The sequence below is a fragment of the Helicobacter sp. TUL genome, from assembly GCF_002287135.1.
In the GTDB taxonomy this organism is placed as follows: domain Bacteria; phylum Campylobacterota; class Campylobacteria; order Campylobacterales; family Helicobacteraceae; genus Helicobacter_F.
The window spans coordinates 1-25,284 of record NZ_NESU01000019.1 but is presented as its reverse complement, the minus strand read 5'-3'; the positions used below and the strand labels follow the sequence as shown (position 1 = coordinate 25,284).

Below are 25,284 nucleotides of genomic sequence, written 5' to 3'. Positions count from 1 at the left end.
ATCTTCTAATCGTGTAGCATTATCATGAATAAGACGATCATTTTGTTGGATTTCATACTGAAGTTGTGTGCTTTCTTCTTGTAGTGTTTGTATGGTATGTAGTAGAGAATTCTTTTGTGCTATGTTAGCATCTAATTCTTTACGCACTTCTGTAATCTTTGGTTCTAAGCCATCAATTTGCTTATCAAGATTTGCGATTTGGATAAGTGATTGTAAATGTTTATTCATTGAAAGTCCTTTGTGTTAAATGTGTGCAATAGGATTTTTATAGTCTGTAATTATAGCTTGAGTTTTTGTTTTTTCAAAGCTCATCTAAAAATCGCTCATCACAAAAACTATTGGCATGCAAATGCGTAAAGGCATTTTTTAGAGACTTGAAAAAATCGGCATTTTTAGATTCTAGTTGTGCGAGGAATTCTTTTGTGTGTGCGCGTGCAAATGGGCGTTTGTCATCATCTAGCCAGTTTATAGGGCAGTTGCAATCAGGTGCGATATAGATATTGTTGTGTGCGATAAAATCAATGATTTGTCGCTCACGCACAAAAATTAGTGGTCTAATCACACCTAAGCCATTTTGTGCCTTATACTTTGGAGGCATAGAACGCAAGGCACCATTATATGTAAGATTCATAAAAAAACTCTCTGCTGCATCATCAAGGTGATGAGCAAGGGCTAGTTTATTAAATCCACCCTCTAGTGCTTTTGTATAAAGCGCACCTCTACGCATACGCGAACAAAAGCTACAATACACGCTTCCCTCGCGTTTATGGTCTTCTAAAATTTTATAAATGTCGGTGCGATAAAGCTCATATGGAATATTGAGTTTTTGGCAGTATTCTATGATGTATTCATATTCACCACCACGCCCATAATCCACGGTAAGTGCTTTGAACTCAAACTTAAATGGTGCGTGGGCGCGCATATGGGCTAAAATCGTAGCAAGTAAAATAGAATCTTTGCCACCACTTAATCCCAAAAGCACCTTATCATTTTCTTGGATAAGATTGTATTGGGCGTTAGTTTTTCCTACGATAGAGAGAATCTTTTTACTAATAGTAGGTGTGCTCATCATAACCCTTTGTAAATAAAAATGCAAAGCGCAAGTGTAGCATATTCTTAAAACTTTTTAGGCAAGTTTGCTATAATGCCAAAAAATTTGGCAAGGTAAGGTTAGGATTGTGGGTAAAGTTTGGGTGATTGTGCTTTGTGTGGTAATGGGGTATGGTGCACAAAGCGATGATGATGAAGAGTTATTGCGCTCTCTTGCAAGTAAGCCACAAGATGTGCAATACATAAAACCTACACTAGAGGGTAAAAAACCGCTTGATTATACAAAGCTTTTTAGCAAACCCACTATTGAATGGAAAGACATTGCCAAAACAAAAAGTGGTATATTTGTGGGTTTGGGGGTAAATCTTGTCCCTGTGGTGCGCACTGATACGACCACACCAGCACTCTATAATGAAAAATACCCTGCAAGTGCTGGTTTTAATGCAAGAGTGGGGTATACATATTTTTCTAATCCTTATGTGGGTTTTCGCCTTTATGGTGAGTATGCAAAATCCACTACTAATACAGAATATGGCACAAATGGATATGTCCGAACATATGAGATTGAAACATATAACGCAGGAGTTAGTATCGTGCTTGATACAAACTTTGGTCAAACCTATGATCATATGTTAAGCGTGATTGTGGATTTGGCGTATGTGCCACATATTGGGTTTAGCTCTATATGGAATCATACAAGCACAGCAGGATTGCAAAGCAATGGTGAGGATAGCTTCATAGGAGGCAATAAAGTCGCGTTGGGGTTAGGCTTTGGCTATGTGTTTAGAAGTAAGCACCGCATTGAGCTAATGTTTCGACGATTAACCGATGTGCGTGAGGGCAAAGATTCGCTGATTGGGGGCGATACAAATACAAATCCTATCATTTTTCAGCAGATTCTCTCTATGAATCTTGGGTATGTCTATGTGTTTTAGAATCTTGTTTTATATTATGAGTGTGTGTGGGGTATTGGCAAGTGAAGAGATAGGGAATTATATTGTTGCGCCCAAAGAATACACGCTTGCACCAACTTATACGCTTTCGCACACACAGATTCTCTCCACACACCTTTTTCCAGAGATTCCAAAATCTTTTTTTATCGCAAATTTTCCACAACAAAGCTTTAACTTGAAAATGCGCTCATATGAAGTTGCAGCGATTTTTAAGCGACAAGGTTTTGTATTGCACACGCCACATAGTGATGTTGAGTTTATTTATCGCGCTTCTATGGATTTGCAAAAACCAAAGGAGGCGATTAAACGCCTTTATACGCAGTATTTTGATGCTATTTGTCCAAATGCCTTTGTGATAGATTCTATTGAAGTGCGTTTGCAAGATGATAGGCAATTTCAGAATCTAGGCGAGGCTTTGGCAGATGCAGAATTTGAGCTTTTTGGCAAACAAGCAGCATTAAAAAAACCTAGCGGAGTGCTTGTGGCGCGCACCAAAGATTCTAAAATTTTCTTTGTGTATGAAATAACGGCACGCTTAAAGGCATTGTATACCACAAAAGCCCTTAGCACACAAGAGAGTATACAAGATCATACAGAATCTAAAACCATCGCATTTCAAAAGCTTGGATCTTTGCCTGTATGTGAGAGTGAGGTAGTATTTGGGAGTGCAAAGAGTTATCTCCCTAAAGGCACATTGCTTACAAAGGATAAATTACGACCGAGTATTCTTGTCAAAAAAGGTGAATTCGTATTTGTGGAGAGTGTGGGTGGTGGATTTAGTTTGCATACGCAGCTAGAGGCATTGCAAAGTGGGAGTTTTGGTGAAGTGATAGAAGCTAGAGCAAGTGAAAGCAAAAAGATTCTAAAAATAAAGATTGTTGGCAAAAATCAAGGTGTTGTGTTATGAGTTATCCCAAAAAGATAGTTGTAGGTATCACAGGAGCAAGTGGTGTGCATTTGGGCGTAGAGTTTGTGCGGCATTTGCCTAGTGATATTTGTGTGTATGTAGTTATAAGCAATGGTGCAAAGCGTGTGCATACTAGTGAATCTAAGCATACTACACAGACACTTCATGAGTGTATATCTCAAGTGCGTATGCATAATCTTACAATTTTTAGCGATGATGCATTGCATGAGTGCATAGCCTCTGGGAGTTCGCGTATGGAGGCGATGTGCATTATCCCTGCAAGTTGTGATGTGGTGGCAAAAATTGCTATGGGTATTAGCGACACGCTTATCACAAGGAGCGCTAATGTTATGCTAAAAGAGGGGCGTAAGTTACTTTTGGCAGTGCGAGAAATGCCATTAAGTGCGATTGCACTAGATAATATGTCAAAACTTGCACATCTTGGGGTGTGTATCGCTCCGCCCATTGTGGGATATTATGGTGGTGTGCAAAGTTTGGAAGATATGGAGAGGTTTTTTGTAGGCAAATGGTATGATGTGCTTGGCATACCACATACGCTTTTTACCCCTTGGGGTGGAAACAATCATGCTTAAAGCGCAAAGAAATATATCACCCTCGCAAGAAAAACCAAAGCTTTTAGAGGTGCGGAATTTTTCTCTATGTGTGAGTGAGAATTTTAGACTTACTGATATTACTTTTACCCTACATGCGAATGAAATTTTGGCTATTGTTGGTGAATCTGGATCGGGAAAAAGTCTTTTGGCGCAAAGCATTTTGGGATTGTATGGACACATACCAAAGGATAGGATATTTTTTAATAAAGAGGACTTAGGTGCATTAGATAAGAGGGCGTGGTGTGCGCTAAGGGGCAAACATATCGCATATATTCCCCAAGATCCACTTAGTGCTTTAAATCCGGTGCAAAAAATTGGCACACAGATTCTAGAAACATTTATGTTACATAATCCTAAGGCTTCTAGGGCTTTGTGCAAACAAAGGCTTAGTGAAGTGTTGCAAAGCGTGGGCTTAGATGAAAGCTTTGCATCGCGCTATCCACACACGCTTAGTGGTGGGCAAAGGCAGCGTGCTTTGATTGCTATGAGCATTATTAATAATCCACAGATTCTTATTTGCGATGAACCCACAACAGCACTTGATATACTGATACAAAAGCAGATTCTAGAGCTTTTAGCCACGCTTGCAAACAAGAGCGCGATTGTGCTTATCACACACGATTTGGGTGCGGTAGCACAAATTGCGGATCGCATTATGGTTATGCAGTGTGGGAAGATTATAGAATCTAACACGACACAAGAGATTTTTAGTAATGCTAGAGAATCTTATACCAAAGAGCTTTTGGACGCGCTAGATTTTTCTACGCTCGTGCCAAAAGCATATGAAGACTCTGAAGTGCTATTTATGCAAGATTTTAGCTCCATAGCTTTTAGGCGTAAATTTTGGCGTAATGTGCCTGTGTGTATCACGCATAATGTGAATCTTAGGCTACATAAAGGCGAGATTTTAGGCATAGCTGGTGAATCTGGATCTGGTAAAAGTAGTTTGGGCTTGGCGATTGTGCGACTTATGGCACATCGTGGAGAAATACGCTTTTTTGGCAAGGATGTAAGGGATTTTGGCAAAGAGGAATATTTTTCTTTGTGCGCCAAACTCGGTGTAATTTTCCAAGATCCATTCGCCTCGCTAAATCCTAGAATGCGCGTGGGTGATAGTATCGCAGAAGGTATTGCATATCATTATGGACATACACAAAGCACACAAGGCGTATATGAAGCACTAGAGAGTGTAGGCTTAGACGAAAGCTTTGCATCGCGCTATCCACACACGCTTAGTGGTGGGCAAAGGCAGCGCGTGTGTATTGCTAGAGCCTTGGCGCTAAAGCCTAGCATTTTACTGCTTGATGAACCCACAAGTGCGCTTGATAAAAGCACACAAAAGCAGATTCTAGAGCTTTTAGTGCGTTTGCAAAAGGACTTGGATATGAGTTTAATTTTTATTACGCATGATTTGGATATTTTGCGATTTCTTAGCCATACACTTATTGTGCTAAAAGATGGCTATGTCCAAGAGAGCGGTGCAAGCAAAGAAGTATTTGCAATGCCAAAAAGTGCGTATTTTAGAAATCTTTTGGCGACACATTTTTGGCAAGACTTAGGATAATTAAAGTTTGTGAAAGATACAATGCCAGGTTTTATTTTGGTAAAAAGAGTGCATCATAAGGGGGTATGATATGGCAGAGGCGTTAGAAAACAAAGGCAATAATCAAGACATCAAACAATTTTTGCGTTTGTTGTGGGAGAATAAGAAAATATTTGGGATTTGCGTCGTGGCTTGTGTTGTTGGTGCGTATGCGTATGCTTTTGTGAAGTTTAAACCCATGTATGATGGCGTGGGTGTGATTGATACGGGGTATATTCTTAATGAACAAGGTGCAAAAACTCGTATTGTAAGTGCACAAGAGATTGCTAAAGAGCTTGAGGCAGTATTTATGGGATCTAAAAACCTTGCCACAGAGGATATTTCACGCAATGGGTTTGTTAAAGACGTACAAGTAGATCTTAGAAGCCAAAACTTGCCCTTTGTAAGCGTATTGGTGAGAGGTGAGACACAAGAAGATGTAAAAGGTATATTTGCAGAGGTGTTAGCTTATGCGCAAGAAAAAAATAAAGATAGGCTAGAAAAATATAGAGCAAATTTGAAGTATCTTACAGAGGCTATCGAAAGCAGGATCGTAAATATTCAGGACAATATTTTACCATCCCTTGATTCTAGGATATCATATACACACACAAAGATAGACGAACTCCAACAAGAACTCAAAAAATCTAATAACCCTACGCAACACCAAATTATAACCAATTCTTTAAGTCAACTTCAATCATCTCTTGAGAGTGCAGAAACAAGTAAGAATACTACACAAAATACAACACTTTTAGGGTTTGAGCAACAGCTTGCAAAATACAAACTCATGAGTGGAGAGGATAGTATCAAAAATGCAAGCTATATCACAGAAAATATTTCTTCAAAACCTGCATTTGCTATAAAGACTTGGATTATTGGGGTATTGGGGTTATTTTCTGGTGTCGTGCTAAGTGTGCTTATCATCTCACTCCAAAATCTCTATGCTCAGATAAAACGAGGGGGTCTATAAATATCTAAGCATTGCAAGCACAACATTGTAATCTTACATATAGATCCTGCCAACACCCTTTGGGTGTTTGGCATATAAATTACATAAATAATATCCCTAGATTCCATGTATCTTTAGCACATAAGGTCTATTCATATAGATAAAAATAAATCGCTTGGATTTCTTTTTGCGTGAGGTAGTAGCGAGGCATAACACCGAGCTTTTGTGAATCTAGAGCCTTGGCAAAGACACTAAATTCAAGTGTATTGATAGCAGGGGCACTCAAAGTTTTGGCATTGCCCTTATGTGTGTAGTGTGCGATGATACTTCCTTCGCCTTTTTGCCCATGGCAGTGATGACAGCCTATCCCACGAGGATTTTCATAGAGATTTTTCCCATATTCTCTAAAAGTGATAAACCCTTCATTATCAAATTCTGGTGCGTGGAATTCTTGGGGTTGTGCTAGTGAATCTTGTGTATCAAGCACTTGCAAGGATTCTGTATTTTGTGTTTGTGCAGAATCTATATTTGTATCCATAGAGGCATTAGAGTTTGTGTCTTTTGTGGGTGTTGGTTGTGAGGTATTATCCACGGCGATAATATATGCACATGGAAGCGTTGCCAAAACACACAAAAGTATAAATTTTTTCATTAGCACCACCAAAACATAGTTTTTTAATCCAAAATATTATAATATACGAAAAATTAAAAACTCCACAAAGGAAAGCAGTGATACTTTTAGATGGAAAGAATTTAAGTGATACAATCCAACAAAATATCATCAAGGAATGCGCGACATTAGATATAAAGCCGGGATTGGCGGTCGTGCTTGTAGGCGATGACGCACCAAGTAGGGCGTATGTCAACATGAAAGAGCGGGCGTGTCAAAATGTGGGATTTTTTTCTTGCAAACACGAACTTCCCCAAACTTGCACACAAGAAGAGCTTTTGGCACTCATTGCCACGCTCAATGCAGATCCAAAGATTCATGGAATCTTAGTGCAGCTACCTCTACCAAAACACATAGATACCTCTGTGATTTTAGAATCTATCGCACCACACAAAGATGTCGATGGATTCCACCCTTATAATGTTGGGCGCTTAAATACCAATCTTGATGGCTTTGTCCCTGCTACGCCACTGGGCGTGATGAGTTTGCTTGAATCTTATCAAATTAGTGTGCGTGGCAAAGATGTTGTTATCGTTGGTGCGAGTAATATCGTAGGCAGACCATTAGCAACCTTAATGCTTAATGCTGGTGCGAGTGTGAGCATATGCCATATTCTCACAAAAGATGTGGCGCAATACACGAGCAGAGCGGATATAGTATGTGTTGGTGTGGGTAAAGTCAATCTCATTACAGAATCTATGATACGCCAAGATGCAGTGGTTATAGATATAGGGATTAATCGCCTAGATTCAGGTGCATTGGTGGGTGATGTGGATTTTGTCAATGTCGCCAAAAAAGCCTCTGCTATTACTCCTGTGCCTGGAGGAGTTGGTCCGATGACAATCGCCTCTTTGTTGCAAAACACCCTTAAAGCCGCTAAACAGATACATTGTGATACATCTAAAGGAGCAGGGATATGAGAGGGCTTTGGCAATGGTGGCGAGCCTTTTCGTCAAGTTGGAGTGGGGCGATTATTATTGTGCTTTTTGTGATTTTTTTTATCGCACAGGGTTTTATTATCCCTACACGATCGATGGTTGGGACATTTTTTGAGGGTGATTTGCTTGTTGTCAAGAAATTTAGCTATGGCATTCCTACACCACGCCTTCCTTGGTTGAATACGCCGATTGTGCCGGATTTTAATGGCAATGGGCATTTGATCGAAGGAGAGCGTCCAAAACGAGGAGAAATCGTAGTATTTATTCCACCTCACGAGCAAAGCACATATTATGTGAAGCGTGTGTTTGGCGTAGGTGGCGATGAAGTGATTTTTGCACAAGATGGCTATTATTTGCGTCCAAACAATGGAGATGCTGGTATCAAAGAATTTAAAGAGCAATTAGGTGAAAAATTGGAGACACGCGAATTTTTAGGGAGAACATTTATAAAAGATCCATTTATCTTACAGCACGCAGGGATTTATTATGCGCCAAGATGGTGGCATATTTCTGAAGCTCAAAATTCTAGGATTACACCACTATATAAGCGCGCGTATTTTCGCGATGAAAAGGGATTGTATACCAAAGTTTGTAAAGATGGTGGGAGTATTTCTAACGCGGATAGACGCATAGATTGCGATATTTTTGAGAAGCAATATACCACTTTTGGGCAAGATGAATTTGTGTATATACCAAACCTTGGGTTTATGGATATGACTATGCGTGATAGTATAGCGATGGATAAATTGCGTGATAGGCAAGGTGAAGTCTTTTTTTATACTAAAGTGCCACAAGATTCATTTTTTATGGCAGGAGATAATCGTAACAATAGCTTTGATTCTCGGTTTTGGGGCAGTGTGTCATACAGCAATATCATAGGGCAGCCGTGGTTTATTTATTTTAGTTTTACAAAAGCCAATAGCGAGGAAGTAGGTGCGGACACAAATACATCAGAGCGTTATATCACGCGTTGGGAGCGTTTGTTTAAAGGAATACATGGTATTGAGGAGTTAGCCAAGCGATATAGAGACGCGCAAGGCTTATCACAACAAACACTAGAAGAAACCAAAGAGCATATTTTAGAAACAGAGGTGTTATAATGCAAGTTTTTATCGCATCAGATCACGCAGGGTTTAGATTAAAGGAATTTGTCAAAGAGGTGCTTTGTGCCAAAGGTTTGGAAGTTTGCGACTTGGGTCCAGATTCGGATTTGCGTGTAGATTATCCAGATTTTGCCAAAAAGCTTTGTGAGAGCGTTAGTGCCAATGCAGAATCTAAAGGTGTGCTTATTTGTGGCAGTGGCATAGGTATGAGTATAGCAGCAAATCGCTTTAGCGGCATACGCGCAGCACTTTGCACCGATCCATATTTGGCAAAAATGGCACGCGCACATAATGATGCCAATGTGTTATGTATGGGTGAGCGTGTGATAGGACAAGGTGAGGCAGAAGAAATCGTGTTGCAGTTTTTTAGCGCAGAGTTTGAGGGTGGCAGACATCTTGAGAGGGTGCGTAAGCTTGGGTAGATAGATTGGAGAGAAAGTTATGAATCTTTTTGCACAATGGATTTTTCTCACAGGATTTATACTTTTTGTGCTGTATATGATAGTGCGGACGTTTTTTTATAAGAGTGTCGCACGCAAAGAGGAAAAGAACTCCGCCTCCATGAAACTTACATTGAGTGAGGCAGAAATTTTGGTGCGCAAACATCAGTTGCAACTACAGCGTGCGCTTGGTAATATTGATAATATGCAACAAGAGATGAATGCGCTCAAAAATGAAGTAAAAGTCCTAAAGGCTCGTAACTCACAATACAGAATCGAGACAGATAAATACAAGGCGCGTATTAAAGAGCTAGAGCAAAAAATCGAGGCACTTTTATAATATTTAAGGAGTATTTATGGATAGCAAAAAATTGATAGATTCTATACGCAAAATTCCAGATTATCCAAAGCCTGGGATTTTGTTTTATGATATTACGACAATGATAGGCAACAAAGAAGTATTTTGTGAGCTTATACAATCTCTCGCTGAGCGTTATAAAAATCGTGAGATTGATTTTGTTGCTGGGATAGAATCTCGAGGATTTATTTTTGGATCTGCTTTGGCATATGCGCTTGGAGTAGGTTTTGTGCCTATCCGAAAAAAAGGCAAACTACCATTTACCACGGTGAGTGAGAAATATAGCCTTGAGTATGGGTTTGATGAAGTAGAGATTCACATTGATGCGTTTGGAGATAAAAAAAATGCACGCGTTGTGCTTATTGATGATCTTATTGCCACTGGGGGCACTGCACAAGCAGGGGTGAAACTTATCCAAACACTTGGCGCACAATGTGTGGAGGCGGTGTTTATTTTGCATTTGTGCGAACTTGGAGGAAAAGCAAAGCTTGAGGAGCTTTGTGATGTGCATTGTGTGCTAGACATTTAGGGGGATTTATGCACACTCTATGGCATTCCATAAAACAAAACCCAAAAAAAATCTTAACTTGGGCATGTGTGATCCTTGTGTGTATAGGCTTGATAGTGTATTACAAAAGCACAGGTTTTTCACTTGAGGAATTTATCGTAACACTTTGGGATAAGCATGTAGAGAGCTGGGGATATGTGATTTTATTTTTTTGGGGGATTTTAGAGGGTGAGTTAGGGCTTATCTTTGCTGGGTTAGCCGTGCATGATGGCAAAATGCATTTACTTGCCTCTATTTTTGTTGCGGGCTTTGGAGGTTTTGTCGGTGATCAGATTTATTTTTATATCGGGAGATTTAATCGCAAAGGGATTCAAGAAAGCCTAAAGTCTCAGAGACGAAAATTTGCACTCGCAAATCTCTTATTGCAGCGATATGGCTGGCCTATTATTTTTATACAACGCTATATGTATGGTATGCGCACAATTATTCCTATGAGTATTGGCACGACGCGCTATAGCGCTGTGAAGTTTGCTATTGTTAATTTTTTGAGTGCGCAAGTGTGGGCGGCTATCACTATTGTGCTTACTTGGTATTTTGGTAAAGAAATTTTTATTGTGCTTGATTGGTTTAAGGATCATCCTTATTTGCTTATTCCTTTGGCAATTATTATCGGTGGTGGCGTGCTTTGGTATTTTCAAACACAAACAAAGCGCGTGGATAAGCGTATTACAAAATTACAAGCAAGGAGTAGTAATGATTGAGATTGTTATAACAGATTCTATGCAAGGTGAAGCGTATGTGGAATTTGTGCTAGATTCTAAAGGAAGCAAAAATATACAAAAGGCACAAGAGTTTGGGTTTGATGGTAAGGGGCAATTTTTCTTGCAAGAAAAAAAGACACTGCTTGTGTGCATAGACGGGCGTCATGTAGATTTTGTGCGTGAAGCTGGTGCAAATATTGCGCGATTTTTTAAATCTCTAAAATTTGGAAGTATTGGCATAAAGGCATTTGGTGATGAAGCTTTAGATTATGCACTTATGCTTGGGATTTTGGCAGGTTGGCAAGATAGCGGTTTATATAAATCAAACAAAAAAGAGTATGCACTTTCAAAGGTATATATACAAGGTGATAGTGCTCTAGGAAAGGTAGCAAAGCGCGCAAAGATTGTGGCAAAGAGTTTGTATATCGTGCGAGATTTGGTAAATACTATGCCACAAGTTGCCACTCCCGCATATCTTTTGGAGTATTGCAAAAAACTTGCGCAAAAAAAGGACTTAGAATGCAAAGTTTTGGATACAAAGGATTTGCAAAAAGAGCGTATGGGTGCGTATCTTGCTGTGAGTAGGGCTTCTGTGAATCCGCCATATCTTGTGCATTTGAAATATAAGCCAAAAAAGCCTTTGGCGCGTGTTGTGGTAGTAGGCAAGGGATTAACATATGATAGTGGCGGATTAAGCCTCAAACCAAGCGATTATATGGTAACAATGAAGGCAGATAAAAGTGGTGCGTGTGCGGTGATAGGGATTTTGAATGCTGTGGCAGAACTTGGGCTACATATCGAGGTGCATGGAATCATTGGTGCGGCAGAAAATATGATTGGCGGTGATGCTTATAAGCCTGATGATGTGCTTTTCTCGCGTGAAGGCAAAAGCATAGAAGTCCGAAATACTGATGCAGAAGGGCGTTTGGTGCTTTGTGATTGTTTGAGCTATGCTCAAGATTTAAAACCTGATATTATTATAGATTTAGCAACACTTACGGGAGCTTGTGTCGTGGGACTTGGAGAATATACAAGTGGCATAATGGGATATAATGAGGTCCTTAAAAAAGACTTTGAATCTTGTGCGCTACAGAGTGGAGAATTAATGGCGTGCTTGCCATTTAATCGCCATATCAAAAAGCTTTTAGAATCTAAGGTTGCAGATCTTTGCAATATCGGATCAAGTCGCTATGGTGGTGGGATAAGTGCTGGAATGTTTTTGGGAGAATTTATCCGTGATGAATATAAAGATAAGTGGCTACATATCGATATAGCTGGACCTGCGTATATTGAGCGTGAGTGGGATATTAACCCAAGTGGTGCGAGTGGAGCAGGGGTGCGTGCTGTGCTTGCCTTTATAGAGAATCTAGAATCTAGGCAAGATTCTAAAAAGTCCAAATCTAAAAAGGCGTAAGTATGGGATTGTCTATTGGGATTGTGGGACTTCCAAATGTGGGCAAATCCACGACTTTTAATGCACTTACTAAAACACAGAACGCTCAAGCAGCAAATTATCCATTTTGCACCATAGAGCCTAATAAAGCTGTAGTGAGTGTCCCTGATGAGCGACTTTTGGAGTTGGCTAAGATTGTAAATCCGCAGAGAATCTTGCATTCACAAGTGGAGTTTGTGGATATTGCTGGACTTGTGCGAGGTGCGAGCAAAGGTGAGGGACTTGGGAATCAATTTTTGGCAAATATCAAAGAAGCTGATGTGATTTTGCATATTGTGCGATGTTTTGAGGATAGCGATATTACACATGTAGAAAATCGTATAGATCCAATAGGCGATATCGAGATTATTGAGTTAGAGTTGATTTTGGCTGACATAGCGACATTGCAAAAGCGTATTGCAAAACTAGAGAGAGAAAGTAAGGCACAAAAGGGTGCTAATGCTATGCTCGAGGTAGCAAAAGATTTGCTTACGCATTTAGAATCTGGCAAGAGCGCCAAAAGTTTTCACTCTTGTGATACGCAAGAATTTTTAACCCTTGATAAAGAATTGCGATTTTTAAGTAATAAAGAAGTTATTTTTGGTGCAAATGTCGATGAAGATGGCTTATGTGTGGATAATGAATTTGTTAAACAGGTGCGCGAATATGGAGCAGGGCAAGGGAGTGAGGTTATCAAGCTTTGCGCTAAGATCGAAGAAGATATGGTAGGTATGAGCGATGAGGAACGCAAGGAATTTCTACAAGAGCTTGGCGGTGGAGATAGTGGGCTTGCACAGATTATTCGTGTGGGGTTTGCAAAATTAGGGCTTATTAGTTATTTTACTGCTGGAGTGCAAGAGGTGCGTTCTTGGACTATTAAGAAGGGTGATAAAGCTCCACAGGCTGCAGGTGTGATTCATAAGGACTTTGAAAAAGGTTTTATTCGCGCTGAAACCATTAGCTATGAGGATTTTATCAAATATGGTGGAGAGCAAAAAGCCAAAGAGGCTGGTGCCATGCGGAGTGAAGGGAAGGATTATGTCGTGCAAGATGGCGATGTCATGCATTTTAGGTTTAATGTGTAAGATTAAACCTTAATTTGCAATTGCTTTTGCCACAAGATCACCCATTGCTTCGCAACCTACCGCTTTTAGCGATGAATCTGTGGGATTTAGGGTATCTAGGGTTCTATATCCTTGATTAAGGATCATTTCTATGGCTTTTTGGACTGCATTAGCTTCTTTGTGTAAGCCAAAAGAGTGTTCTAACATCATTGCCACACTTAGTATTGTGCCAATGGGGTTTGCTTTATCTTCTCCGGCTATATCTGGAGCGCTACCATGAATTGGTTCATACAACCCCTTCTCGGTGTGCGCAAGGGAAGCAGAAGGTATAGTGCCTATACTTCCTGTAATCACACTTGCTTCATCACTCAAAATATCCCCAAACATATTTTCTGTTAGGATTACATCAAACTGCCATGGAGCGCGACAAATTTGCATAGCAGCATTATCGACATACATATGTGTGAGATTCACATCTGGATAGTCTTTGGCTACCTCTTCTGTAACTTTTCGCCATAGCCTTGAAGTATCAAGCACATTTGCCTTATCCACGGACACTACTTGTTTTTTTCGCCCTCTAGCGATTTGAAATGCTACCCTTGCTATAGATTCTATTTGTGAGGTACTATAGCGCATATCATCACTAGCGACTACCTCACCTGCGATTTCTTGTGTTTTGTGTTCGCCAAAATATACCCCACCGATAAGTTCTCGCACGATAATAAAATCAATGCCTTTTTTGAGAATCTCTTCTTTGAGCGGGCTTGCGCTTTGGAGTTGTGGGAGCAAGAGAGCCGGACGGATATTCGCAAAAAGCCCAAGCTCTTTGCGAATTTGGAGTAGTGCTTTTTCTGGGCGATTATGGCTTGGTTGATTATCCCATTTTGGACCACCCACTGCACCCAAAAGCACACTATCGCTTTGCTTACATATCTCTAGACTTTCTTTTGGGAGACATTCTCCACACGCATCAATCGCACATCCACCAGCCAACACTTCCTTATACACAAATGTGTGATTATATTTTTGTGCTATGACATCTAGCACTTTGAGGGCTTGTGTGATGATTTCTGGTCCGATACCATCTCCTCGTATGACTGCTATTGTTTTTTGCATATATAATCCTTAAGCTTCTCTTCTTTGGGCTATCCAGTTTAGGTAACCATTGGCATTAATGATTTCTTGGATAAATGGCGGAAATGGCGTGGTTTTGAATGTTGTGTTTTTGCTAAGGTTAGTGATCTCACCCTTATCAAAATCTATACTTACTTCATCACCTTGCATTATAGAATCTGCTATTTCAGGAGATTCTATAATCGCTAGACCGATATTTATGGCATTGCGATAAAAAATGCGTGCAAAGCTTTTGGCGATAATGCACGAAATACCGCTTGCCTTAATGGCTATGGGTGCGTGTTCTCGACTTGATCCACAGCCAAAATTCCAACCTCCGACCATAATATCGCCTTCTTTAACCTTATTAACAAAATCTTTGTCAATATCTTCCATACAATGACTTGCCAATTCCTTGTGATCGGCAGTATTAAGATATCGAGCTGGGATAATCACATCTGTATCCACATTATCGCCATATTTATGAACAAAACCTTGGGCTTTCATATTTTCTCCTTAAATTATTAAATTACAGCTTCTGGGGTGCTTAATATCCCTGTGATAGCACTTGCCGCTGCTACTTCTGGAGACGCAAGATATACTTCACTTGTTACATGCCCCATGCGTCCTACAAAGTTACGATTTGTTGTGGAGACACATTTTTCGTTGGCTGCCAAGATTCCCATATGCCCACCCAAGCAAGGACCACAAGTAGGCGTTGAAACAACACAACCAGCCTTGATAAAAGTTTCTAAATATCCTCTATTAATACATTCTAGGTAGATATTTTGTGTTGCTGGAATAACGATACAGCGCGTGTTTTTGGCAATTTTTTTATCTTTTAGAATTTTTGCAGCAATCGCCATATCACTCAAGCGCCCATTTGTGCAAGATCCGATAACAACTTGATCAATTTTGATCTCGCCCCATTCTTCTCTTGGTTTGGTATTTTCTGGGAGATGAGGAAATGCCACGGTATGATCGATTTGGCTAAGATCGATGTCAAACACTTGCTCATAGTATGCATCTGGATCTGGCGCATAGATTTGGAATTGTTTGCTCGTGCGTGCCTTGGCATATTCTATAGTGATTTCATCAACTTCAAAGATTCCATTTTTTGCTCCCGCTTCAATCGCCATATTTGCAATGCAAAGCCTATCATCGATAGTAAGGTTTTTTAATCCCTCACCACCAAATTCCATACTTTTGTATAGCGCACCATCAACGCCGATTTTACCAATGATATGCAAAATCACATCTTTGCCGCTGACATATGGGCGCAATTTACCCTTAAGGTTAAAGCGCATAGCTTGTGGAACTTTAAACCATGCTTCACCTGTTGCCATACCTACTGCCATATCTGTAGAGCCTACACCAGTAGAAAAAGCACCCAATGCTCCATATGTGCAAGTATGTGAATCTGCCCCGATGATAAGATCCCCAATAGTTACGATACCTTGCTCAGGCAAGAGAGCATGTTCTACACCCATATTTCCTACATCGTAGTAGTGTGAAATATCAAAATCCTTGGCAAAGCAGCGGCATTGTTGGCTTTGTGTAGCGGCTTTGATGTCTTTGTTTGGCGCGAAGTGATCCATTACTAGAGAAATTTTATCTTTGTCAAATACCTCTGTAAATTTCGCTTGTTTAAAGGCATTAATTGCCACAGGTGTAGTAATGTCATTGCCTAGCACCATATCAAGTTTTGCCATTATCAAATCACCAGCCTTAACAGATTCTAAGTTTGCCTTATGTGCGAGAATCTTTTGAGACATTGTCATACTCATACTTTGCTCCTTTATTGTGATAAAATTAATGCAATGTGCGGTTGATAGCACTTATCAAGCCATAAATGCTCGCTGCTATAATATCTGTGTCAATCCCAACGCCAAAACATTTGCCTTGTGCATTTTGGATTTGCACATATGAGATAGCTTGAGATGATGAGCCTTCTTTGAGTGCGTGCTCACTATAATCGACGATATCAAAATCTAGCTTGAGATTCTCACGCAAGGCATTTGCGACTGCATCTAATCGCCCATTGCCTCTGCCCTCAATCTCATAGTCTTTTCCGCTAAATTCTACACTCAAACTCACACTTAAGCCATCATCTGTGCGTGTGAAATGATAATCCTTCAAGCTTAAAGGATTTTTAAGATTCACAAAGTCTTTTTGAAAAATATCACAAATATCTTGTGGGCTAAGCTCTTTGTGTGCTTTATCCGAAATGTCTTTGACATAATACGAAAAATCTTCTCTAAATGCTGTGGGGAGATCGATACCAAACTGACTATAAAGAACATATGCAATGCCCCCCTTACCGCTTTGGGAGTTTATGCGTATAACATCGCTTTCATACACACGCCCAACATCTTGGGGATCGATAGGGAGATATGGCACACTCCATGTCTCAAGATTTTGTTCTTTGTGGTATGCCATACCTTTGGCGATCGCGTCTTGATGACTTCCAGAGAATGCCGCAAATACAAGCTTACCAGAGTATGGTTGGCGCTCATAAACATGCATTTTTGTTACTTTCTCATACAAATCACAAATTGCTGGAAGATTGCTAAAATCAAGTTTAGAATCTACTCCGTGCGAATACATATTCATAGCAAGAGTGATGATATCTACATTACCCGTGCGTTCCCCATTTCCAAAAAGTGTGCCCTCAATCCTATCAGCTCCTGCAAGAAGTCCTAATTCCGCATCGGCGATTCCACAGCCCCTATCATTATGTGGGTGAAGTGAAATAAGCACATTTTCACGATTATTGAGATTTTTGGAGATATATTCCACTTGACTTGCATAGATATGTGGCAAACTCATCTCTACGGTTACAGGAAGATTCAAAATAAGTTTATTTTGCGCGGTTGGTTTAAAGACATCAATGACTGCGTTACATACTTCAAGTGCATAATCTACTTCAGTGCCACTAAAGCTTTCAGGTGAGTATTCAAAGCGGAAATTTCCTTCGGTTTGTGCAGCCATTTGTTTGAGGTGATTTGCTCCATTGATAGCGATTTGCTTAACTTCTTCTTTGGATTTTTTAAACACTTGTTGGCGTTGGGCAAATGATGTGGAGTTATACACATGCACGATGGCACTTTTGCACCCTCGTAGGCTTTCAAATGTTTTTTTGATGATATGCTCCCGCGCTTGTGTGAGAACTTGGATAGAGACATCATCTGGGATAAGCTCCTCTTCGATAAGTGTGCGTAAAAACTCATACTCGGTTTGACTAGCAGCCGGAAATCCTACTTCGATTTCTTTAAATCCAATTTTGACTAATAGTTTAAAAAATTCAATTTTTTCTTCAAGATTCATAGGTGTAATAAGGGCTTGATTACCATCGCGTAAGTCTACACTGCACCAAATTGGGGCTTTATCTATGTATTCCTTGCTTGCCCACTCTAAACTTTGGGTAGGAGGCATAAAATAACCTCGCTGATATTTTTTGTAATTCATAACAACTCCTAAACGCTACATTGATTTTGTAAATTTTAATAAAACTTTTCCATTATAACACTAAAAATTAATAAGCTTGTTAAGTTTGTGTTTGCTTTATATATGTGTAAGTAAAACATAGATTCTATTGACTTTACGCAGTAGAACTTGATAAAATCGCCACTTCAATTTCGATAAAACATTTTAGAAGTTATAGAGATGGATACTAATGTTGCTCTCATGACACTACAGGATAAAATTCCTAGCACAAGTTTACCACTTGTCAAAGAAAAACTTGAAAAAGCTTCAGAAGATCAGATTTCAAGCTTGGCAATTCTCCCTTTAAAAAGCCATATCATCGGTTTGATTTTGGGTTTGTTTTTGGGAGCTTTTGGTGCGGATAGATTCTACAAAGGTGATATAGGTTTAGGTATTGCGAAACCTGCGCTCTTATTGATAGCGATTATCGTGTGGGTCATAGCTATTATTGTCGTAGAATCTTCCCATGATATTTTTGTGTCTTTTTTTATCATAGGGTATCTTATGCTTTTTGCTGTGTGGATTTGGTCAATTGTTGATTTGCTTTTGGTTTGGAAAGGTATCAAACAAGATAATCTAAAAAAATCCTTTCGGTTCTTAGCTAACTTATTCCCCTTAAAAGACAATTTTTTAAGGGTTCTTGCTTAAAATCTTAATTTTTATAATTTTACATCTACGCATTATTGTCTTTGTTTGATGTTTTTGATTGCGAAAAGTGGAGTTTTTACTTTTTGCTTTTGGTATATTAATTTTTAATGTCGTCATGGAGGATTTATTGCTAGAGATTGCTAAGATCGATCGCATTACACAACTCTAAATTAATAAAGCTATAAGCCCTTAAGCTTATATTTGGCATATGTGCAATATGATTTTAAAACTTTATTGAAACTTTTTAGAAGTTCTTTAAGTAACTTCGTATCAAAAGTAAGGGTGGTATCGTGCTTAGAATCTTAGTATTATTGTCTCTTGGATATGTTCCTGCATTTGCGTATCTTGATCCTGGTAGTGGTTCGTTATTGCTTTCATCTGTTGTTGCTATTTTTGCTTCTGTGGTATTTTTTATTAAAAATATTTTTTACAAACTTACTTCTCCTAGGACTCTTTTAAGTGGTGGCTTTAGCTCTCGGGGGGGGGGCAATTCCAAAGCAAAAACTCATATTGTCTTTTATTCTGAAGGTAAACAATACTACCACACTTTTAAACCTATCTTAGATACCCTAGATTCAATCAAGCACCCTTATACATACCTCACGTCTGGGCAAGATGACCCTGCATTGTCTCGTAAAAATCTTACATATGGCGTTTTTACTTATATTGGTGAGGGGAATAAGGCTTATATAAAACTTAATACTCTTAAAGCCGATATTTGTGTGTTTACTACACCGGGCTTGGATGTCTTGCAAATTAAGCGTAGCAAAGGTGTAGGGCATTATTGTCATATCGTGCATTCTCTAACACCAATGACATATAGGGCATTTGGATTGGATTATTTTGATTCTGTGTTAGTGGCAAATGAGATTCAAAAGGATTTTGTGCGTGAAGTAGAAGAAGCTCATGCTGTGAAAAAGAAATATATTGGTGTTGTGGGAAGCACATATTTAGATGAACTCTCGAATCTAAGGGACACAGCGTTGCATAATGAATCTAGCTTGGATCACAAGATTCATCTTTTTGATAAGCTCTCTAACATTTCATCACACGATAAACCCGTTATTCTTGTTTCTCCTTCTTGGGGTAAGGAAACGATTCTTAGTAAGTATGGACTTAAACTTTTAGAGCCACTTGCTAAGGCAGGTTTTGTGCTTATTGTCCGTCCACATCCTCAGAGTCTCATTGGTGAAGCAGAGTCCAAAAATATTAAAAATATTCAAGAGAATCTTGCAAAATATGAAAATGTTGTGTGGGATATTGGCACTCCTAATGTGTATGCGTTTACCAAGGCTGATATGATGATTTCGGATTTTAGTTCAGTTATTTTTGATTTTGTATGTCTTGAAGGTAAGCCTGTGCTTACGCTAGATTTTGAATTTGATACTGCTGGATATGATCTTAGTGATATTGATATGAAAAAGTTTTATACCTTTAATGCACTCAAGCGTATAGGTGGCAAACTCCAAGAAGAAAACTTTTCTAATCTTACGACAATTATTACAGAAATTTTAGAATCTACCAAGACACAAGAAGTCAAAAAATGCAAAGAAGAACTTTGGCGTTATCCACATCATGCAGGATTCAAAGCTACCCAAGAGCTTTTGAAGATCGAACGCGAACTTTTAGAGCATAGTCTTAAGGCTTATATGCCACAAATTAGCCGAATACGAGATTTAGATTCTATGTTAGCGTGCCTATCATCTAATGACACAAAGGACAAACAATGATTGCAGAAGTGTTGTATTACATCTTTATCTATCCTATGCAAACTTTGCTAGGCGCTGTGTTTGAGTGGATTTATGCGTATACACATAGCTATGGTTGGGCTATCGTGCTTTTAAGTGTAGCAATTAATCTTTTTTTGTTGAAACTTACAAGCCTTGCAGATAAAAAAGCGCAAAAAACAAATGCCTTAAAATCTATATGCGATGCAAAAATAGCCGAGTTTAAAAAGGTTTTTAGGGGTTCGGAGCTCCATGCATACACGCAGACACTTTTTAAACAAAAGCACTATCATCCTATTTATAATTTGTTTTCTTTGGGTGGGTTGGCATTACAGATTCCATTTTTTTTGGGAGTCTTGTTTTTATTGCAGGATTTTGAGGGCTTGCGTGGTGCAAAGTTTGGAGTAATAGAGGATCTTTCTAAGCCTGATACTTTGCTTTTTGGTTATGCGTTGCTACCATTTGTGATGAGCGCTTTAAGTTTTATAAGCGTTTTTATAAGTGGCACTGATCGTGGTGCACGCATACAAGGAAGCCTTATTGCTATCATATTTTTAGTTTTATTATATGCAATGCCAAGTGGACTTGTGTTGTATTGGACAATAAGCACATTATGTATTTTACTTAAGCTTTTATGGAAAAAACGAGTTTCATCTATGCGAAATGCTAAGGCGGATACGAGCTTGAATAATGAACAAAATAAATCTGCTGTGTATAAAGAATTTGATACTCACGCTAAGCAGTCATCTTTTGTTGGACGTTTTGTTACGCGTATTTTTACGCCATATGCTATGCTAGATTCTAAAACATATGTGACTTATCGCAATATCTCTATTTTTGCTTTGCTTAATATATTTTTTCTTATCTTTGTGTTTTCACCTTTTGCGGTGTATAGTTCAGATGTGAGTCAATTTGATCCAAATCAGACCTTCCAAACACTTGGCGGTTTGTTTGGATTTTTTTTGCTTTTTAGTTTTTTGGGGATTTATATAACAAGTTTTTTCTATAAAACACCTCTCCTAAAAATTGGTGTGTATGCATGTGTGGTCTTGATTTTGATTTCAATAAGTTATGTATTTTTATTTACAGGTAACATATTTAATGGTCGTCCTTATGCATTATTGGATGGGTTGCTTTTTAAAGATGGTGGTGCAAATATTTCACATCCTTATGCAAAGTATTTTGATATAGCTTATGCTTTTTTTCTCATGTTTGTAGCACTTATTATGCTATATAAATTTACAAATTTGTTACGCATGACATTATTATTTGTGTTTAGTATCTTTCTGATCTCTAGTGTCTTAGATTTAGGCAGAGTGTTTGTTGATCATAGTCATTATGCACAATTGGAAGTGCATACGCGAGATTCCATAGAGGATGTGCAAAATTCTATGGTGCCAGATTATGCAGACTCTTATTTGAGTTTTTCAAAAACTAAACAAAATATTATTGTGTTAATGTCTGATACTGTGCAAAGTGATAATTTTACACAGGCACTTAATGATTATCCGGAATTGTATGAAGTTTTTGATGGTTTTACATATTATAAAAATGCTCTTTCAGCTTCTAGTATTACATTTGCTTCTTTCCCTTCGATTATTGGAGGAGAGTATTACACACCATATAATGTCAATAAAAGAGAACTTAAGCATACTCTTGCGGAAGAAAATTCAAAAGCGATTGTTGATATTGCAAATAGTTTTTCAAATGCTGGTTATGCAGTAAGTTTTGGGACTATTTTCCCCGGAGATGAAGTTTATATACGCCCATATCTTAATAAAGATGTTTTATTGATTCCAAACACTGATCATAGTGCGTGGTCAAGTTTTTATAAGCAACATTACCATATCAAAGATCCAGATTTAGATTCTGCCATACCTTTTGGAGAACTCATTTCTCTAGGATTGTTTCGTGCGAGTCCGTATATTTTTAGGTCGAGACTTTATCAATCGGAGGGTTGGCTATTTGGAGATTCTCTTTTGGTAAATCACTTTAGATATTCAGTCAATAATGCTTCGAAAATAGCGAGTTTTGCTGTGCTTTCTAATATAAATTCCCCAAAGCCAACATTTAAACTTTTTCATGAAAACACCGAACATTTTCCATGGCTTCTTGATAAGGACAATAATTGTATGCATATTACAGATCCTAGTATTTATCGATCTAGGTTAATGTCAGATAAATCAGGATTGGCATATTCTAACCATATTTGCTATGTTAAGAATCTTGCTTCATGGTTGCAATGGTTTAAGGATTCTGGCATTTATGATAATACAAAAATCATTATTGTTAGCGATCATGGCAATGGAGGACAAGGGGCACCACTTATAGATCTTCCTCGTAGAGAATTACGGAATTCTCACATATTATTTTTGGTCAAGGAGTTTGGTGCCAAAGGGAAGCTAAAGGTTGATGATACAACCTTTGTGAGCAATAGTGATGCAATGGCCGTAGCATGTGATGAAATAGGTTCAAAATGTCCTAGAATTCTGCCTAGCGTCATAAAACAACCTATGTTAGATCGTGAGCTTATTTTTACGCTTGTGGATGGTGGTAGCGGAAGGCAGACTAATACAAAGTTTGACGTTATTTTGCAGTATAAAGTCAAAAACAATATTTTTGATCTAAATAATTGGACAGATATCACCAACATACAGGACAAGGAGCGCTAATGGATATACAATATTGGAAAGATTATTATAAATCCCACAAACATAATGCCACTAACTCTCTTTTTAGTGCATTTGTGCGTGAGAATTATCTCAAACCACATGCTCGTTTATTAGAATTAGGTTGTGGTAATGGGCGTGATAGCGTGTATTTTGCTAAATCTGCCATAGATACCACCGCGATAGATCAAATCCAAGATGAGATGAATTATCTCAATGACCATTTTGGCAATGAGTCTTGTAGATTTGTGTATGGAGATTTTAGCCAACTTAAGCACATAGATTCTCTACGCCCTCCATATGATTGTATTTATTCACGATTTAGTCTACATTCTATTACATACGCGCAACAATCTGAACTTTTCGCACAAATACCAAACTACCTTGATTGCGATGGAATTCTTGCTATTGAGGCACGAGGTGTCCAAAATTCTTTGTATCAAAAAGGCAAACGCGTTCAAGATGAAGAAAATGCCTTTATTTATGAATCGCATTATCGACGTTTTGTAACGCTTGAAGATCTTTTGGAGGATATACGCGCTATGCACTCAGGTTCTAGAAGTTTTCAGATTCTTTACGCCAAAGAGTCTCGCGGTTTTGCTCCATTCACGCAGGGCGATAGATATGAGAATGATTATTTTATTCGTGTTATTGCTAAATTGACAGATTCATGTGGCGGGGGCGGGGTAAATAGATATATAGTTATAATTCTATTCCCTAAAAAGATCTATACACATCGTTATTCGCCCATTGCGACTAAGTGTGTTTATGCACATGAGGGCAAGGAGGCGGCATGAAGACTCCGAGCGTGTATGTTGCGATGAGCGCAGATTTGATTCATCCAGGACATATAAATATCCTAAAAATTGCAAGAGATTATGCTGACTCTATAGATGGTGAGGTAGTTGTTGGATTGCTTACAGATGCAGCAATTGCTTCTTATAAGCGTGTGCCATATATGACTTATGACCAGCGAAAAGCGGTAATAGAAAATTTACGATATATCGATCGCGTGATTCCACAAACAAGCCTTAGTTATGAAGAAAATATTCGTGCATTGAGACCTAGATATGTGATACACGGCGATGATTGGAAAAGTGGAGCACAAGCCAAGACAAGACAAAATGTGTTAGATACATTGCAAGATCTTGGATATGGGGAACTCATTGAACCAGCTTATACAGAGGGCATTAGTTCTACGCAACTCAACGCCGATGCTCGTGCAATAGGAATCTCTACGAATGCTAGACTTTCTTTACTTAGACGCTTGATTGCTGCCAAGAAACCTTTGAGAATCCTTGAAACACACTCGGCGATTTCAGCACTGATTGCTCAAAATGTTTTTGTGCAAAAAGATGGAGTGAAGTTGGAATTTGATGGTTTTTGGAGTTCATCACTCACAGATTCAACTTCTAGGGGTAAGCCAGACATTGAAGCGGTAGAACTTACAAGTCGATTGCATACTATTAACGATATTTTTGAAGTTACTTCCAAGCCACTTATTTATGATGCTGATACGGGTGGAAAAATCGAGCATTTTGGATTTACGGTGCGCAGCCTTGAACGAACGGGTGTAAGTGCTGTGATCATCGAGGATAAAACAGGACTAAAGAAAAATTCTTTGCTTGGCAATGATGTAGAGCAGACTCAAGATAGTATCGATGATTTTTGTGACAAAATCCGTGTTGGTAAACGCGCACAGATTACGAGTGATTTTATGATTATCGCGCGTATCGAGTCGCTTATTTTAGAAAAGGGACAAGATGACGCGCTTAAACGTGCTTTTGCATACGTGCAAGCTGGGGCAGATGGCATAATGATTCACTCACGCCAGAAATCTCCTGATGAAGTGTTAGAATTTATTCAAAGATTTCGAACACAGGATACACAAACACCTATTGTAGTAGTGCCTACAAGCTTTAATGCTATTACAGCACAAGAGCTTGGTGAAGCAGGAGCCAATATTATAATTTATGCTAATCATTTGTTAAGGGCATCTTTTGTAGCAATGAAAGAAGTGGCAGAAGGGATTTTGACACATGATAGAAGTTTAGAAATTGAAGGGCGATGTATGAGCGTAAAAGAGATACTCTCTTTGATCCCAGGGACGATATAAGGAGAGTGTTTGGGCATCATAGATGTAAGGAAATTATATTAAAGGAGAAAAATCATGGAAAAAGTTATTATTTTTGGTGCAGGTAATTGTGGTAGGCTTATAGGGAGTGCCCTGTATCATGAAGGCAAAGAAATTGTGTGTTTTATCGATAATGATCCATTAAAGGAAGGCAAGAATGTTATATTGGATACTA

Annotated in this window: 24 protein-coding genes and 1 pseudogene; 18 read left to right on the top strand and 7 right to left on the bottom strand. The window is 38.8% G+C overall.

What is annotated here, in order from left to right:
• Positions 1–228: pseudogene (locus B9T66_RS07955) on the bottom strand (zinc ribbon domain-containing protein); the annotation flags it as partial.
• Between the two features lie 73 nt (positions 229–301).
• A complete protein-coding gene (locus tag B9T66_RS07950) occupies positions 302–1,072 on the bottom strand; it encodes a tRNA 2-thiocytidine biosynthesis TtcA family protein (protein ID WP_095628441.1) in 771 nt (256 codons plus the stop codon).
• Between the two features lie 106 nt (positions 1,073–1,178).
• On the opposite strand from B9T66_RS07950, the gene B9T66_RS07945 reads away from it, so the two are divergent.
• The 5 genes from B9T66_RS07945 to B9T66_RS07925 all read left to right on the top strand — a co-directional run bounded on the left by B9T66_RS07945 (position 1,179) and on the right by B9T66_RS07925 (position 6,079).
• Positions 1,179–1,985, top strand: coding sequence for a hypothetical protein (locus tag B9T66_RS07945; protein ID WP_095628440.1), 807 nt, complete (start codon positions 1,179–1,181; stop codon positions 1,983–1,985).
• Positions 1,975–2,910 carry a flagellar basal body P-ring formation chaperone FlgA gene (gene flgA / locus B9T66_RS07940; protein ID WP_219350226.1) on the top strand — a complete coding sequence of 312 codons (936 nt, stop codon included), beginning with the start codon at positions 1,975–1,977 and terminating at the stop codon, positions 2,908–2,910. Before B9T66_RS07945 ends, flgA begins: the two co-directional genes overlap by 11 nt.
• Positions 2,907–3,503, top strand: coding sequence for a UbiX family flavin prenyltransferase (locus B9T66_RS07935; RefSeq protein WP_095628438.1), 597 nt, complete (start codon positions 2,907–2,909; stop codon positions 3,501–3,503). Before flgA ends, B9T66_RS07935 begins: the two co-directional genes overlap by 4 nt.
• Entirely contained in the window at positions 3,496–5,088 is a 1,593-nt protein-coding gene (locus B9T66_RS07930; RefSeq protein WP_180763374.1) for an ATP-binding cassette domain-containing protein, read from the top strand. The genes B9T66_RS07935 and B9T66_RS07930 overlap by 8 nt, the downstream gene beginning before the upstream one ends.
• Before the next feature lie 70 nt (positions 5,089–5,158).
• Entirely contained in the window at positions 5,159–6,079 is a 921-nt protein-coding gene (locus B9T66_RS07925) for a hypothetical protein (RefSeq protein WP_095628436.1), read from the top strand.
• Positions 6,080–6,206: 127 nt separating this feature from the next.
• On the opposite strand, the gene B9T66_RS07920 is transcribed toward B9T66_RS07925, so the two are convergent.
• Complete coding sequence (locus B9T66_RS07920) at positions 6,207–6,473, bottom strand: c-type cytochrome (RefSeq protein ID WP_095628444.1); 267 nt, start codon at positions 6,471–6,473, stop codon at positions 6,207–6,209.
• Positions 6,474–6,787: 314 nt separating this feature from the next.
• Here B9T66_RS07920 and folD point away from each other — a divergent pair, with 314 nt between their 5' ends.
• Genes folD through ychF form a run of 8 tightly spaced genes read left to right on the top strand, consistent with a single transcriptional unit; the run spans position 6,788 to position 13,353 of the window.
• On the top strand, positions 6,788–7,648 hold the full coding sequence (gene folD, locus B9T66_RS07915) for a bifunctional methylenetetrahydrofolate dehydrogenase/methenyltetrahydrofolate cyclohydrolase FolD (protein WP_095628435.1): 861 nt from the start codon (positions 6,788–6,790) through the stop codon (positions 7,646–7,648).
• Positions 7,645–8,766, top strand: coding sequence for a signal peptidase I (gene lepB / locus B9T66_RS07910; protein WP_095628434.1), 1,122 nt, complete (start codon positions 7,645–7,647; stop codon positions 8,764–8,766). Before folD ends, lepB begins: the two co-directional genes overlap by 4 nt.
• Positions 8,766–9,191 carry a ribose 5-phosphate isomerase B gene (rpiB, locus tag B9T66_RS07905; protein WP_095628433.1) on the top strand — a complete coding sequence of 142 codons (426 nt, stop codon included), beginning with the start codon at positions 8,766–8,768 and terminating at the stop codon, positions 9,189–9,191. The genes lepB and rpiB overlap by 1 nt, the downstream gene beginning before the upstream one ends.
• A gap of 19 nt (positions 9,192–9,210) precedes the next feature.
• Positions 9,211–9,549 carry a hypothetical protein gene (locus B9T66_RS07900; RefSeq protein WP_095628432.1) on the top strand — a complete coding sequence of 113 codons (339 nt, stop codon included), beginning with the start codon at positions 9,211–9,213 and terminating at the stop codon, positions 9,547–9,549.
• A gap of 16 nt (positions 9,550–9,565) precedes the next feature.
• The gene (locus B9T66_RS07895) at positions 9,566–10,096 is read left to right on the top strand and encodes an adenine phosphoribosyltransferase (RefSeq protein WP_095628431.1); all 531 of its coding nucleotides are present in this window, start codon (positions 9,566–9,568) and stop codon (positions 10,094–10,096) included.
• An 8-nt stretch (positions 10,097–10,104) separates the two neighbouring features.
• The gene (locus B9T66_RS07890) at positions 10,105–10,836 is read left to right on the top strand and encodes a DedA family protein (RefSeq protein WP_095628430.1); all 732 of its coding nucleotides are present in this window, start codon (positions 10,105–10,107) and stop codon (positions 10,834–10,836) included.
• Entirely contained in the window at positions 10,829–12,250 is a 1,422-nt protein-coding gene (locus B9T66_RS07885; RefSeq protein WP_095628429.1) for a leucyl aminopeptidase, read from the top strand. The genes B9T66_RS07890 and B9T66_RS07885 overlap by 8 nt, the downstream gene beginning before the upstream one ends.
• A gap of 2 nt (positions 12,251–12,252) precedes the next feature.
• Positions 12,253–13,353, top strand: a complete 1,101-nt coding sequence (gene ychF / locus B9T66_RS07880; RefSeq protein ID WP_095628428.1) for a redox-regulated ATPase YchF — start codon at positions 12,253–12,255, stop codon at positions 13,351–13,353.
• A gap of 9 nt (positions 13,354–13,362) precedes the next feature.
• Here the strand turns inward: ychF and leuB are convergent, their stop codons facing one another.
• The 4 genes from leuB to leuA are packed head-to-tail and all read right to left on the bottom strand — an operon-like array spanning position 13,363 to position 17,913.
• Positions 13,363–14,448, bottom strand: coding sequence for a 3-isopropylmalate dehydrogenase (gene leuB / locus B9T66_RS07875; protein ID WP_095628427.1), 1,086 nt, complete (start codon positions 14,446–14,448; stop codon positions 13,363–13,365).
• A gap of 9 nt (positions 14,449–14,457) precedes the next feature.
• Positions 14,458–14,952 carry a 3-isopropylmalate dehydratase small subunit gene (gene leuD, locus B9T66_RS07870; protein ID WP_095628426.1) on the bottom strand — a complete coding sequence of 165 codons (495 nt, stop codon included), beginning with the start codon at positions 14,950–14,952 and terminating at the stop codon, positions 14,458–14,460.
• 17 nt (positions 14,953–14,969) lie between these two features.
• On the bottom strand, positions 14,970–16,232 hold the full coding sequence (gene leuC, locus B9T66_RS07865) for a 3-isopropylmalate dehydratase large subunit (protein WP_095628425.1): 1,263 nt from the start codon (positions 16,230–16,232) through the stop codon (positions 14,970–14,972).
• Positions 16,233–16,257: 25 nt separating this feature from the next.
• Positions 16,258–17,913, bottom strand: a complete 1,656-nt coding sequence (gene leuA / locus B9T66_RS07860; RefSeq protein WP_095628424.1) for a 2-isopropylmalate synthase — start codon at positions 17,911–17,913, stop codon at positions 16,258–16,260.
• A 198-nt stretch (positions 17,914–18,111) separates the two neighbouring features.
• Between leuA and B9T66_RS07855 the strand changes: the two genes are divergently transcribed.
• From B9T66_RS07855 to aepX, 5 genes are all read left to right on the top strand, one after another.
• Positions 18,112–18,579, top strand: coding sequence for a TM2 domain-containing protein (locus B9T66_RS07855; protein ID WP_095628423.1), 468 nt, complete (start codon positions 18,112–18,114; stop codon positions 18,577–18,579).
• A 290-nt stretch (positions 18,580–18,869) separates the two neighbouring features.
• Positions 18,870–20,309 (top strand): CDP-glycerol glycerophosphotransferase family protein, encoded by a 1,440-nt coding sequence (locus tag B9T66_RS09230; RefSeq protein WP_257874663.1) that lies wholly within the window; start codon positions 18,870–18,872, stop codon positions 20,307–20,309.
• Positions 20,306–22,978 (top strand): YidC/Oxa1 family membrane protein insertase, encoded by a 2,673-nt coding sequence (locus B9T66_RS07845; RefSeq protein WP_095628422.1) that lies wholly within the window; start codon positions 20,306–20,308, stop codon positions 22,976–22,978. The genes B9T66_RS09230 and B9T66_RS07845 overlap by 4 nt, the downstream gene beginning before the upstream one ends.
• Positions 22,978–23,772 (top strand): class I SAM-dependent methyltransferase, encoded by a 795-nt coding sequence (locus B9T66_RS07840; RefSeq protein ID WP_095628421.1) that lies wholly within the window; start codon positions 22,978–22,980, stop codon positions 23,770–23,772. Before B9T66_RS07845 ends, B9T66_RS07840 begins: the two co-directional genes overlap by 1 nt.
• A complete protein-coding gene (gene aepX, locus B9T66_RS07835; RefSeq protein WP_257874662.1) occupies positions 23,769–25,091 on the top strand; it encodes a phosphoenolpyruvate mutase in 1,323 nt (440 codons plus the stop codon). The genes B9T66_RS07840 and aepX overlap by 4 nt, the downstream gene beginning before the upstream one ends.
• The last annotated feature ends 193 nt before the right edge of the window (positions 25,092–25,284 follow it).